Origin of the sequence: Streptomyces sp. NBC_00876, assembly GCF_045207435.1 — a bacterium.
GTDB lineage: Bacteria > Actinomycetota > Actinomycetes > Streptomycetales > Streptomycetaceae > Streptomyces.
Genome location: NZ_CP108800.1, coordinates 8,395,806 through 8,409,553 on the forward strand (window position 1 = coordinate 8,395,806; position 13,748 = coordinate 8,409,553).

Annotated in this window: 5 protein-coding genes; 4 read left to right on the plus strand and 1 reads right to left on the minus strand. The window is 72.2% G+C overall.

The features are described from left to right. Positions 1 to 189: 189 nt before the first annotated feature. On the plus strand, positions 190 to 4,287 hold the full coding sequence (locus OG782_RS36645; RefSeq protein WP_406458607.1) for a S8 family serine peptidase: 4,098 nt from the start codon (positions 190 to 192) through the stop codon (positions 4,285 to 4,287). A 24-nt stretch (positions 4,288 to 4,311) separates the two neighbouring features. Here OG782_RS36645 and OG782_RS36650 read toward each other — a convergent pair whose 3' ends face one another. Then, positions 4,312 to 5,133, minus strand: coding sequence for a helix-turn-helix transcriptional regulator (locus OG782_RS36650; RefSeq protein WP_406458609.1), 822 nt, complete (start codon positions 5,131 to 5,133; stop codon positions 4,312 to 4,314). Between the two features lie 194 nt (positions 5,134 to 5,327). On the opposite strand from OG782_RS36650, the gene OG782_RS36655 reads away from it, so the two are divergent. From OG782_RS36655 to OG782_RS36665, 3 genes are all read left to right on the plus strand, one after another. Next, a complete protein-coding gene (locus OG782_RS36655) occupies positions 5,328 to 9,077 on the plus strand; it encodes a S8 family serine peptidase (protein ID WP_406458611.1) in 3,750 nt (1,249 codons plus the stop codon). A gap of 150 nt (positions 9,078 to 9,227) precedes the next feature. Then, positions 9,228 to 12,530 carry a S8 family serine peptidase gene (locus OG782_RS36660; protein ID WP_406458613.1) on the plus strand — a complete coding sequence of 1,101 codons (3,303 nt, stop codon included), beginning with the start codon at positions 9,228 to 9,230 and terminating at the stop codon, positions 12,528 to 12,530. Between the two features lie 253 nt (positions 12,531 to 12,783). After that, positions 12,784 to 13,614 (plus strand): helix-turn-helix transcriptional regulator, encoded by an 831-nt coding sequence (locus OG782_RS36665; protein ID WP_406458615.1) that lies wholly within the window; start codon positions 12,784 to 12,786, stop codon positions 13,612 to 13,614. The last annotated feature ends 134 nt before the right edge of the window (positions 13,615 to 13,748 follow it).

Sequence of the window (13,748 nt, forward strand, 5' to 3'; positions counted from 1 at the left end):
GACCTAACGAAAGACCCTGGACGTCCGCACGGCATAGGCCTGTCAGCCTCTTGCTCCGAGTGCCGAGCCGGTGATGGCGGTTTGACGACACGTCGTGAATGCGCCATCGGACGCCCTTCCGTGTTGTTCCGTCACGCGCCGATGATCGTGCGAAGGTCCCCGTGAAGTACAGAGCGGAGCAAGGTGAACATGACGCATGTCCCGGAACAAAGGCGCCTGTCCCTGGTGATGGCGGCCGCGGTCCTCGCCGCTGTGGCGGGCATGACGCCCGTGGCCGTCGCCGCATCGAACCCGGGCAGCAGCACGCCTAACGCCCTCGGCGTGCTCGCCTCCCTGGACGGCCAGGAGCGCCAGGCGCTGCACCGGATGGCGACGCTAGACATGGGGGGCCTGCGCGTCACGGACAAGGCGGCGCTGAAGTCCGCCGACCCCGTCGACGTCATCGTGCAACTGCGCACGCCGCCCGCCCGGACCGCGCGCCTCCTTGCCGCCGCCCAAGGGCGCAGCCTCAGCGATACGGACGCGCGCGCCGCGGTGACCGAGGCACAGGGCGCGTTCCGTGACGTGCTCAAGGACATGTTTCCCGAGAAGCAGGCCACCGCGGGGAAGTCCGGCAAGCAGTCCCGGGCTCCCCGGCTGCACCGCAGCTACACCCACAGCTTCGACGGGGTCAGCCTCAGCCTGCCCGGTGACCGGGTCGCCGAACTGCTCGACCACGCCGAGGTCGCCTCGGTGTGGCCGGACAGTACGGTGAAGGCGCTCTCCGACCCGGAGGCCACCGCGCCGGGCGGCGGGCAGACCGGCGGCGCCGACGGCGGCGTGGCCCGCCTGCACGCCGAAGGCATCACCGGCAAGGGCGTCAAGGTCGGCATCATCGACACCGGGATCGACTACCGGCACCCCGACCTCAAGGGCGTGTACGCGGGCGGCTACGACTTCGTCGACGACGACGCCGACCCGATGGAGACCACGTACGAGGACTGGAAGGCGTCGGGCCAGGCCGAGACCAACCAGGGTTCCACGTACTACACCGAGCACGGCACCCACGTCGCCGGCATCATCGCCGGACAGGGATCCGAGGCGAAGGCGCGGGCCGCGCACGGCGTCGCCCCCGGTGCCTCCGTCCACGCCTACCGGGTCCTCGGCCCCTATGGCAGCGGCAGTACCAGCAACATCATCGCCGCGATGGACAAGGCGGCCGACGACGGCATGGACGTTGTCAACATGTCCCTGGGTGCCGCCATCAACGACCCGCTCAGCCCGCAGTCCATAGCCGCCGACAACCTGGTCCTCGCGGGCGTCACCACCGTCATCGCCGCCGGGAACAGTGGCCCGAAGCCGGGCACCGTCGCCACTCCGGCCGCGTCCGCCCTCTCGCTGACGGTCGGCGCCCACTCCGAACCGCTGACGCTGCCCGCGTACACGCTGACCGCCGGATCGGTGACGGCGCAGGGCCGGCTGCTCGCCCAGCCCTACGGCGACGCCCTCGACAAGCTGGCGGACGGCCCCCTGGCGGTCGTCGGCGTCGGTACCGGCACCGCTGCCGGATACACCGGCAAGGACATCACCGGCAAGGCCGCCCTGGTCCTGCGTGGCGGCATCCCGCTCGACGAGAAGGTGCGACGCGCACACGACAACGGCGCCGCGGCCGTTCTCCTCGTCAACAACAACGCCGACGAGGGGCACATCCCGAACTACATCGGTGAGAGCCCGAACTACGTTCCGGCGTTCTCGTTGACCGCGGCGGACGGCGCCGCACTGACGGCAGCAGGTGCCGAGGTCTCGTTCACCCCGGCCGGAACCTTCCGGCTCGGCGACGGGGCACTGGCCGACTTCAGTTCGCGCGGCCCGGTCTACGGCAGCGCGGCCATCAAGCCCGAGGTCACCGCGCCCGGCGTCAGCGTCCTGTCGTCCGTACCGGCCGACATCATCGACCCGGCCGGCGGCGACTACACGTACGCGTACGCCCGCCTCAGCGGAACCTCGATGGCCGCACCGTACGTCGCCGGCACCGCCGCGCTGATGCTCCAGCACGACCGCGGACTGAGCCCCGACGACATCAAGACGGCGCTGATGAACACGGCGACCGAACTGCCCGGCGACGTCAGCGTCTTCGAGGCCGGTGCCGGAGCCGTCGATCCGTACACGGCCGTGCACGCCACCGCAGCCGTGCAGGTCCCGGAGACCACCCCGCACGTCACGGTGGACGGCTCGCAGACCGAAGTCGACGCCGTCACGGGCGCGTTGGACCTCGGGGTGCTGCCGGTGGGCCGCGCCACGAGCATCGAGCGCACCCTGCGCGTGGTCAACGACAGCGGCAGGCCCGTCACGTACGACGTACGGACGGCCTTCAGACGCGGTTCCGGCGGTTCCGCGGACGCCGACGCCTCGCACATCACCCTGACCACCAGTGACCGGATCAAGGTCGGAGCCCACGGCAAGAAGTCCGTTGCCGCCGCCCTGCGGGTGCCCGCCGATGCCGCGGCCGGCTACTACGAGGGCACGGTCACGCTGACACCGCGAAGCGGCAGCGGGATGCCCGCGCTGCACGTCCCGTTCGGCATGCGTGTCGCCAAGTCCGGGTTCGAGGAGGTCGACATGACCAAGTCCGTCATGTCGACCGGACGGGGTTCCGACCAGGGAGCCGTCGGGAGCGGTGCGGCCACCTTCAATCTGAGGATGGCCGGACAGCTGCGCAGCATCGACATCTTCCTCGCCGACGCCGACGGCAAGGACCTCGGCTACATCGGCGGCATCAACACCGTCGGGCTCACCGAGGGCGTCCTGTACGGCCCGGCGACTGTCGGACCCTGGTACTTCCCGTCGACCGGCGACAAGGCCACCCCGTTCGACCCGCGCGGCCGCTTCATCGACGACGGCCACTACAAGCTGCGCATCGTCGGCACGGACGCCGCCGGCGGCACCGACAGCGAACTGCGTGACGTGTACGTGGACACGGAACTGCCCGCGTACGAGGACGCCTACGGAGCCTGGGACCCGGCCCACCCCACCGTCGTCGAACAACCCGCCGACGCCACGTCGTTCCACGTGACCGGCACACTGCTGGACGCCCAGGCCGACGACATCCGCGCCGCGGGCCTCGACATCGGCCAGAGCGACAACCGCCTGTACTACTCGCTCTACAACCCGAACGCGCCCGAAGGAAGCTTCCCGGCGGGGTCCGACGGGGCCGTGGACGGGCAGGTCAAGCTTCCCGTCGGCCCGCCCGTCGCGCAGCTCAAGCTGTGGCCCACGGACGCCGCCGGCAACATCAGCGGCATCCGCCGGATCAACATCATGAGGAAGGGCACGCCCTACGTGGTCGGCGACGCGAGCGCGTCATCGGCGCGGGCCGGGGACCGTGTCACATACACGCTGACCGCACACGAGCTGAAGAACTGGAGGACGGTCACTTCGCAGATCCGCTACGACGACCGGAACGTCAAGCTCGTCTCCATCGAACCGACCGACGAACTGAAGGCACACGGCCCGTCCGCGATCCGCCGCACCGACGTGTCGGCCGGATCGTCCTCGTACAGCACCCTCTCCTTCGACGTCGACGACAGCGCGGGCCTGAGCGGCGACTCGATGCCCTTGCTGAAGGTGACGTACGAGGTGACCGGTGGGACGGTGACGACGAATGCCGGCCTGAGCTCGGGTGCCATGTCCGCCGTCGACACGGCGGGCACCAAGACGAACCTGAACATCCAGTTCTACGGTGCGGTGCGGATGCTCAACCCGACGTCGACCTTCGGCGCCCGCCCGGCCGTCCAGGCCCTGCTCACCAGGGAAGGCGCGTACGACAACGTCCGCGACCACACCGCCGACGGCATCGAGGCGACGCTCACCTCGCCCGACGGCACCAGCCGCGAGGTCGCCGTGGACAAGGCGGGCCGGATTTCCGTCAGCGGGCTGACTCCGTCCGACAAGCCGTACCGGTTCCGGGTGACCGCGCCCGGTCACTTCACCTGGACCGAGGACATCGACCTCGGCCTGGACGGCACCTGGGGCGTGGCCGGGAACAGCGCCGGCTCGATGGCCGTGCTCGTCGCCGGTGACGTCAACGGCGACGACGTCGTCGACGTCCGGGACGCGGCAGCCGTGTACGCGGCGCGCGGGACGGCCGACCGCGCCGCCGACATCGACCACGACGGCACGGTCGGCGTGAAGGATCTCGCCTGGGTGAAGGACAACTACCTGGCGCAGAACAGCACGGCCGACCACTACACCGACCCGGTCAAGCGCCTGCGCGGCAAGTCGCTGGAGGACTACCTGGACCTGATGTAGGCGCAGGGCCGCCGCGGCGGGTGCTCACACCCAGTTGTTGCGCATCGCGTACCAGCCCAGCTGAACGCGTGACGCCACGGCGGCCAGATCCATCAGCGCCCGCACCCGGCGCTGCACCGTACGCGGCGACGTGCCCAGCTGATGGGCCGTCGCCGCGTCGGTCAGTCCGGACAGCATCAGCTGCAGAATGCGGCGGTCGGTGGGACTCAGATCGCCGTCCTCGCGCAGATACGGGCGCGAGCGGCGCCACACCGACTCGAACAGCTCTGTGGCGAGCAGTACGAGCGGCGGCCGCAGCTCCAGCGAATGTCCGGGCTCCAGCCGGACCATCGCCGTCTCGCCGTCCGCGACGACCAGCTTGACCAACGGCTGGTCGACGACGCGGACGTCGTGGCCCTGCGCCACACGCTGGTCGAGTGCGCGCAGCGCGGCAGGCTCGGAGAGGAAGTCACGGTCCACGACGACGCGGTACGCGGCGTCAGGGTTGCCGTCCTTGCGCATCGCCGGCCCGGTGGCGTCCGCCTGGCGCTCCTCGGGTTCGTCGGGCAGCGTCGTCGGGACGGGGGCGACCGTGTTCGCCCCGGACTGGAAGACGAGCAGCGAAGTCCGGGCCGCGTACTCCAGTTCGTGGATGCGGCGGGCCTGGTCCGCCCGGTTCTCCCAGACTCTGACGAAGTGCTCGTCGTTCCCGCCCGCGCCCGGCTGCCACCGGCTCAGCAGCCGGGTCAGCACGGCGTCGGTTCCGCGCAGTTGCTCCTGCAGCTCGACGAGTGACGCGCGCAGGGCAGGGGCGGACGTCGCGGCGCCGGTGGGCTGTGAGGACGGTGTTTCTGGAACAGACGACATGCCCCTAGTCTCGCCGCCGTCGTGCGCGCAGGGGCAGGGCCCCCCTCGGCAGGGCTTCGGGGGTGTACGCATCCGAGGTGCCGCCCATGTCGGGATTACGTCATGGCGGCCACTCGCCAGCCCGAACACACCCATGGCGGTGAGGAATTGGCGACGCTGCTGGTCCATCACCCCTTTCGACCAGGAGCTGTTCCGTGAGACGCACCCGACCATGGCGGTCCACGGCCGCCGGCCTCGCGACCGTCGCCCTGATGGCCGTCGGCATACCCGCAGCGCACGCCGGTGCCACGGCCCCCCCGCCGACCGGTGCAGGTGGTGCGGCGGCCCGCACCGTGACCGTCACCCTCGTCACCGGTGACGTGGTCGATGCGCGACTGGCCCCCGACGGCCGGATCCTGTCGGCCGCACCCCGTCCCGTGGACGGCACCGACCACCCCGCCGCCGTCTGGCAGGACGGAACTCGCACCTATGTCTTCCCGCAGGGCGTCGAGAAGCTGGTCGACGCCGGACTCGTCGACATACGGCTCTTCGACATCGGAGGACTCGTCGCCGACGGCTACGACGACGCGCACTCCGCCACGATGCCGGTGATCGTCGAGTACGCCGGCGGCCGCGCACCGCGGACCGCCCGGCCGGGTACCCGGACCACCGCCACGCTCGATTCCATCGGCGGCGCCGGCCTCGACGTCGCGAAGGAGTCCGCCGCCGACGCGTGGCAGGACCTGACCCCGGCGAAGGCTTCGGCACGCTCGGCCGGCGGTGTCACCAAGATCTGGCTGGACGCCAAGGTCAGGGGAAGCGCCGCCGACGCACTCGGCACCCCGACCGTCCCGCTCACCGGGGCCGGCACCGCCCACAAGGCGGGGCTCGACGGCTCCGGCGTCAAGGTCGCAGTCCTGGACACCGGCGCGGACGCGGACCACCCCGACCTCGCCGGCCGGATCACGCAGACCAAGGTGTTCGTCAACGGCCAGGACGCGCAGGACCGCACCGGCCACGGCACCCACACCGCGTCCACCATCGCGGGCACCGGCGCAGCGTCCGACGGCCGGTACGCGGGCATGGCACCGGGGGCCGGGCTGCTCGTCGGCAAGGTGCTCGGCGACGACGGCTCCGGCACACTCAGCGGCATCGTCAACGGCATGGAATGGGCCGTCGCCGAAGGCGCGAAGGTGGTGTCCATGTCGCTCGGCGCCGACGGCTCCACCAGCTGCTCCGGCCCCGACGTCGAAGCGGTCCAGCGCCTCGGCGACAAGGCCCTGTTCGTCATCGCGGCGGGCAACGCCTCGCTGCGCGGCACCGTTTCCACGCCCGGTTGCGCGCCGAGCGCCCTCACCGTCGGCGCCGTCGACCGCCACGACGAGACCGCGTCGTTCTCCAGCCGCGGCCCCTCCGCCGACGGGATCAACGCCAAGCCCGACATCGCCTCCCAGGGCGTCGACGTCGTCGCCGCGCGGGCGGGCGGGCGTGGCGCCCAGGCGTACCAGTCGATGTCCGGCACCTCGATGGCCACCCCGCACGTCGCCGGCGGCGCCGCGCTCCTCCTCCAGCAGCACCCCGGCCTCGCACCGGCCCGCCTCAAGGCGCTGCTCACCTCTTCGGCGAAGGACACCGACGCCCCCGTCCTGGACCAGGGCGCAGGCCCGATGGACGTGGCCCGTGCGATGTCCCAGCCGGTGGTGGGTGAACCCGGCCCGCTGCTCGGCGACTTCGCGTATCCGCAGTCCGGACTCCAGCCGGTCGACAGGACCATCACGCTGACCAACGTCACGGACAGGGACGTCACCCTCACCCTCGACGTGCGCGATGTGCGCGGCGACGACGGCTCGCGCGTCCACGGCTTTGCCGAGGCGGCCCGTACCAAGGTCACCGTCCCGGCGAACGGCACCGCCGACGTGCCGGTCCGCATCGACCCGGCGGCGAAGCTCGACGCCGGTGACTACGGCACGCTCACCGGCCGCCTCCTCGGTACGGGCGCCCACGGCGTGCGCGTCACCGTCCCCTTCGGCGTGCACCTGGAGGTGCCGTCGGCCGACCTGACCGTCAAGGGGCTCGACCGGCACGGCGACCCGGCGGAATCCCCGTCGGCGTTCCAGCTGTTCGACGACCATCGCGACACCGCGAAGCGGTACACCCTCGGCTACCCGGCCGCGGGCAGCACCACGATCCGGGTGCCGCTCGGCGCGTACGCCCTCAGCGCTCTGATCATGACCCGGGACGAGCCGGGCAGCATCGGCAGTGTGGCCTCGGTGTCGCAGCTCTACCGGCCGGAACTCACCGTCTCCGGCGACACCACGGTCACCCTCGACGCGCGCGACGCCGAGCGGGTCGCGTGGGACACCGACCGCGCGAGCCGGCTCAACGGGTTCGCGATCGGGCTGACCTACGGCCTGGACAGCGCCGGACGGCTGCTCGCCGGCTACGCCACCTCCGTCCCCTCGTACGCCAAGGCGATCTACGCCCAGCCGGTCGGGCACGCCGACAAGGTCACGTTCCTCGCCTCGGCGCGGCAGACCGCTCCGCTCGCCCGGTTCACCTCGGGAGGCGGACGGGTGCTGGACTCGCTGCCGGTGCAGAAGGCGACGGAGTTCGACGGCAGGGGCACAGCCGAGGTCGTCGCGATCGGCAAGGGCACGGACGACGGCTTCGCGGCCCACGACCTGAAGGGCAAGGTCGCCCTGGTCGACGCGGGCACCGGGGGCGGCAACGCCTACACCTGGGAAACGGCCGCCGCGAAGGCCGGCGCCGCCGGCGTCCTGGCCGCCGTACCCGACAGCGGGGGCCGCTTCCAGATCACCGGCCCCGAGGGCGGTGTTCCGCAGGCCACCATCACCTGGGACGACGCGCTCACCCTCAAGGCCGAGGCCGCGCAGTCGGGTTCGGCGAAGATCGGCTGGTCCGGCACCGCGACCGCGAACAGCCCGTACGTCTACAACCTGGCCCACGTCTCGAAGGACGCGATCCGGCCCGGCACCCAGCGGGTGCGCGACAGCGGGCTCGCCGTCACCGACGCCCGCTACCACGTACAGCAGGCCACCGGCGATGCCACGTACTGGTCCGACGTGAAGGTGGGCCTGCCCGGCATGCCCGCCGTGTGGGCGGGCGGCACGACACTGCCGCTGCACGCCCCGCAGCAGCGCACCGAGTACTTCACACCGTCGGGCAGCGAGGGCCTGACATGGACGACCCTGATGCGCCGCGACCTCGGCCCGAACGGCGGCACCGCCTATGACGGCCCGCGCAAGGCGTCGCGGGGCAAGTCGGTGGCGTACTGGTACAAGTCGCCGTACGGCCCCGTGCGCAACACCTACAGCGCCGCGCTGATGACCCGCGACAGCAATCGGCTGGCCTTCACCGTCGCCCCGTTCGGCGACGCCGGCGGCCACGACTCCACCGCCGGCCGGAACGACTACGGCACCCGGCAGCTGCTGGTGAACGGCGAACCGCAGGCTCTGGTGTCGGGCATCTTCGAACTGCAGCGGGACACCGCCGACGTGACGTTCCGTCAGAGCTGGCGCCGGCCGCTGTCGGCCGCGGACCGCACCGGTCTCGCGTACAGCACGCAGTGGGACTTCCGTTCCGGTGCCGCCGACCAGGGTGCCCAGCGCCTCCTCGTCCCGGTCCTCGACCTCCCGTCGGACCTGCGCAACGCACGCCCGGCGGGGGAGAGCACCACGATCGGCATCGGCGCCGTCGTGGACGGAGCGGACGGCCCGGTGGCCCTGGGCGCCGTCGAGGTGCAGTACGCCTACGGTGACCAGGCCACCATGGACGCGGTCACCGACTGGCACAGCGCGGACGTGCGGAGGTCCCACGGCGCGTGGCGGGCGACGGTTCCGGGCGACGCGCCCGCAGGCACGTTCGTGCACCTGCGCGTCACGCTCGCCGACGTGCACGGGGCGCGGGTCGACCAGACGATGATCCGCGCGTACGAAGTCCGTTGAGGGACACCGCGGGGTCGCCCCCACCGGGCGGCCCCGCGGTGGCGGATCTGCGACGCGTCGTCAAGTCGCCACTCCGTGAGCCTGGTTGAGAGCCCCGGCGCTGCAAGGATTCGATCCGTCCTCGCTCTGCGATCTTTGGGGGTTCTCTCCGTGCACGTCAGAACCATCGCGGCCGCTGCCGGCATGATGGCGGCGCTCATACCCGCCATACCTGCCACCACCGCCCACGCGGCGGACCCGTCCGGACCGGCCGCCGAGCCCCGTACACAGGCAGCCACCACCTTCACCGTGCCGCTGCCCACCGGCGACACCGTGACGGTCGAGCGCTCCGGTTCCGAGCTCCGCTCGGCCACCGTCACCCCAGGCCCCGGCCGGGAGGACGTCACCTTCACCACCAGTTCCGTGGGTGACGGCGACGTCACCGTCGTGCCCGCGGATGCCGAGCCGTTGCTTGCCGCCGGCCGCCTCGACCCCCGCCTCTTCGACGTCGAGGCGCTGCTGGACGCCGGTTACGGCGCGAAGGGCACCACCGCCCCCGGCGCCGTGGGGATGATCGTTCAGCATGCCAAGGGAGCGGGCGCCGCGAGCAGGGCCCGGGACGCGGCCGGCTCGGCGGCCCACCCCGGGCACGCGATACCCCGCCTGGGCCTGACCGCACTCGACCCGCATGACCGCACCGACGCGGCCGGCACCTGGAAGCGCCTGACCGCCGGCACCGGCGGTTCGCTCGCGGGCGGTGCGAACAAGCTCTGGCTGGACGGCCGGATGCACGTCGCCCTCGACAGGAGCGTGCCCCAGATCCACGCTCCCGAGGCCTGGGGCAACGGGTACACGGGCAAGGGCGTCACGGTCGCCGTCCTCGACAGCGGATACGACTCCGACCACCCTGACCTGGCCGGCCGGGTGACGGTCTCGTCCAACTTCCTCGGCGGCGACACCGCCGAGGACGACAACGGCCACGGCACCCACGTCGCCTCCACCATCGCCGGCGTCGACAGCACCTACCGCGGTGTGGCCCCCGACGCGTCGCTCGCCGTGGGCAAGGTCTGCGACAGCACCGGCTCCTGCCCCACCTCCGCGCTCCTCGCCGGCATCGACTGGGCCGTCAACACCGTCCACGCCAAGGTCGTCAATCTGAGCCTCGGCGGTCCCGCGGACGAGGAGGACCCCGCGATCGCGGTCATCAACGACCTGTCGGCGAGCACCGGCACGCTCTTCGTCGTCGCCGCGGGCAACGACGGTGAGTACGGGACCGCGACGGTCGGCGCACCCGCCATCGCGAACGCCGCCCTGGCCGTGGGCGCGGTCGACGCCGACGACCAGCTCGCCGCGTTCTCCAGCCGCGGCCCCCGCCCCAGCGACAACGCCGTGAAGCCCGACATCACGGCGCCCGGCGTCAGCATCGTCGCGGCGAAGATGGGTGGCGGCCACACCGCCAAGAGCGGGACGTCGATGGCGACGCCGCACGTGGCGGGCTCCGCCGCACTCGTCGCACAGGCGCACCCCGACTGGAGCGGCGAGCAGATCAAGACCGCGCTCATGAACAGCGCGGAGTCGAACACGAAGCGCTCAGCCTACCAGCAGGGCACCGGCCGGGTGGACGTCGGCCGCGCCGTCGGGCAGACGGTCCTCGCCTCTCCCGCGAACCTGACGACGACAGCCGGCTGGTCCGACGGCGCAGGCAGGGACACCGAGCACACCGTCACCCTCACCAACTCCGGTGACAGCGACGCGACGCTCGACCTGGCTCTCGACAAGCCGCTGTCGCCCACCGCACAGCCGGGCAACGCCGAGCAGTTCTCGGTCGACCGCGACAGGGTCACCGTCCCCGCGCACGGCACCGCGACCGCGACCGTCACCACCCGGGCAGGCCTGCTGCCGCACGGCCCGTGGTCCGCGATCCTCACGGCATCGCTGGACGGCAGGGCCGTCACCCGTACGATCCTCGGCGTCAACAGCCCCATTCCCACCCATCAGCTGACGCTCCACGCGGAGCAGCGTGATGGCACCCCGGCCACCGGAACCGCCCTGGTGGTCAACCGGTGGACCGGCGACCGCTACCCGGTCCGCATCATCGCGGGCACCGGAACGGCGTCCGTGCCCGAGGCGCAGTACTGGATCGGCATGACGATCAACAGCGGTACCGGCACGGGACGCACCACCACGATGGCCGCCACGTCGGTCACCCCCGTGGCGGACACCACGGTCGACCTCGACGCCCGCACCGCCGCTCCGGTTCGCGCGGACGTCCACGACCGCGCGGCCCACGCCACAGCCGTGCAGGCCGCACTCGCGCTGCCCGCCGGCACCGGCACGTACACACTGAGCGTGGTCACCACCGGTGAGCGCGCCGGAGAGTCGCTGTACGCGACGCCGTTCGCCGAGCCGGACGCCAAGTACCGTACGTTCGCCGTGTTCGCGGCCGAGGACGCCTCGTCGGCGGCGCCCAGCCCGTTCTTCTACCACGTGGCGCGCACCTGGAACGACGGTGTCCCGGCCCGGCCCGCCTTCTCGGTCCAGCGCCGGGACCTGACCGACGTGCGCGTCCACTTCAACGCCCAGGGCACCCCGGCCGCAGGCACCACCGCGGCCACCCCGGACGACGACGCCCTGCTCCCGCTGTTCGTCGACCAGTCGGTCCGCTTCCCGTCGACCGTGCGTGACTACCGCACACCGGGCGAATGGCTCGACCGGGCCTCGGTCGCCGGGCGGCAGTCCCTCGCGACGTCGACGCAGACGGTCGGCCCGCACGCCCTGCGGCGACTGGACTTCGCGGCCGCGGTGGTCGGACCGGGGCTGCCGGCCGCGCCCGCCTACCGGATCAACGACTCCGTCATCTGGGCCGGCGCGCCGTGGTTCGTCGACGGCGACGGCAGCCGGGGCGGATCCGACTGGGGCGCTTCGGGCACCCTCACCCTGGCCAGGGACGGTCAGAAGGTGAGTACGTGGAACGCCGTCGGCAGCGGTAGGACCATCCCGGCTCCGGCGGGCCCCGGTCGCTACACACTCGACGCGGATATCACCCGTGACCAGCCCTACGCCACGCTGTCCACCCGAGTGCGGTCGCAGTGGAGCTTCGACTCGGACACCGACGACGGCGCCGGAACCATCCTGCCGCTCATGGCAGTCCGGTTCACCCCGCACGGCCTCGACGCCTCGGGCGGCGCCCCTCGCTATGCCACGACCCGGGTGGACGTGGATGTCCAGCGCGCACCGGGCGCCGTCGAAGCCGCGGTCGCTCCCGCCGGGCTTGAGGTCAGCTGGGACGACGGTGCCACCTGGCACGTGGCCACAGTCACCGCGGGCCGGCACGGAACGCCGTCGCACACCTGTCTGACCGCACCCGGGGGCGCCTCGTACGCGACCTTGCGGGCCACCGTCGCGGCGAACGACGGCAGCGCGGTCAGGCAGACCGTCACCCGGGCCTTCCAGGTCAACAAGCCCCTTCGGTAGGACGGAACACGAGTGGACCGGCGCCCCTCGTCAAGGGGCCCGGTCCGCTCGGCTGCCCGCCCGCGGCGGGGGAGTGACGGTGTCCTTACCAGGTGGCGAGGACGCGACATGTCGCACTTACGCCACGGCCCGTTCACGTGGGCGGCGAACCCCTTCCGGGCCAGCGCTGACGGGGCGAATCGGCCTTCTGCGGTGTCTGCGTGCGGGGTTCGGGGACCGGGACACCGTCGCGACGGTCGGTCAGACTGACGCCATGCCCGATCTTGGACGAACAGTGACGACTGCCGAGGAGGCGGACCAGGCGCCCCCTCGGGACGTGCGCGCGCCTGCCGGGACCGAGGCCTCGGAGGAGCAACTGCACGCGGTCTTCCGGCAGCTGGGGCACGAACTGCGGCGCGCCGAGTCGGCCGTGGCCGCCCTGGTGCGCGACCGGACCCCGGACGACGGCCGGGTGCGCGTGGAGACGGTCGACGGCCCGGCGGCACAGGCCCGCCGCATCCTGGAGCTCGAAACCGGTGCGCGCCACACGTTCCAGGCGTTTCTGACGGGCCTGAACAGGATCACGCCGGTGTCGCAGACGCTGTCGTCGGCGCCGGACACGTCCGCCGACTACCGCCGGGCTCCCTCCGGAGTCACCTACCAGCTCCTGGTCGACCGCGACTTCCTCGCCGAACCGGCGGCGGTGGCCGCCCTGGAGGAACGGGTACGACGCGGTGAGCAGGTGCGGGTGACGGACAGCCCGCTGCTCAAACTGGCCGTGGCCGACGGGGACGTCGCCATGGTCCAGCTCGGCCCGGAGCGTGCGGTGCTGCTGCGGCAGCCGCTGACGATGCTGGTGACCGAGCTGTTCGCCGCCGTGTGGCGGCACTCCCGGCCGTATCTGCGTGAGGTCGCCGAACTCACCCCGGTCGACCGGCAGATCCTCCAGCTGATGCTCTCCGGCCTCACGGACGCGGCGACCGCGAACCAGCTCGGCACCTCGCCCCGCACGGTGCAGCGCAGACTGCGGGCGCTCATGGACCTGGCGTCGGTGACGTCCCGGCTGCAACTCGGCTGGTACGCCATGCGCAACAACTGGATCTGACGGTAAGCCCGATGGCCGGTCGGGGCGCACCTGGCGGAGGGGCGACATCCGGCACGCTGTCGCACACTGGCCAGCGGTACGCATTGTCGGGGTGCGCGGGCATCCGCGAGGCTCCGGGGGTCTCCCCGCACTTC

Coding starts and splice junctions, on each gene's coding strand:
- OG782_RS36650 (WP_406458609.1), bottom strand. CDS start 5,133: ATGTCGTCTGTTCCAGAAACACCGTCCTCACAGCCCACCGGCGCCGCG.
- OG782_RS36665 (WP_406458615.1), top strand. CDS start 12,784: ATGCCCGATCTTGGACGAACAGTGACGACTGCCGAGGAGGCGGACCAG.
- OG782_RS36645 (WP_406458607.1), top strand. CDS start 190: ATGACGCATGTCCCGGAACAAAGGCGCCTGTCCCTGGTGATGGCGGCC.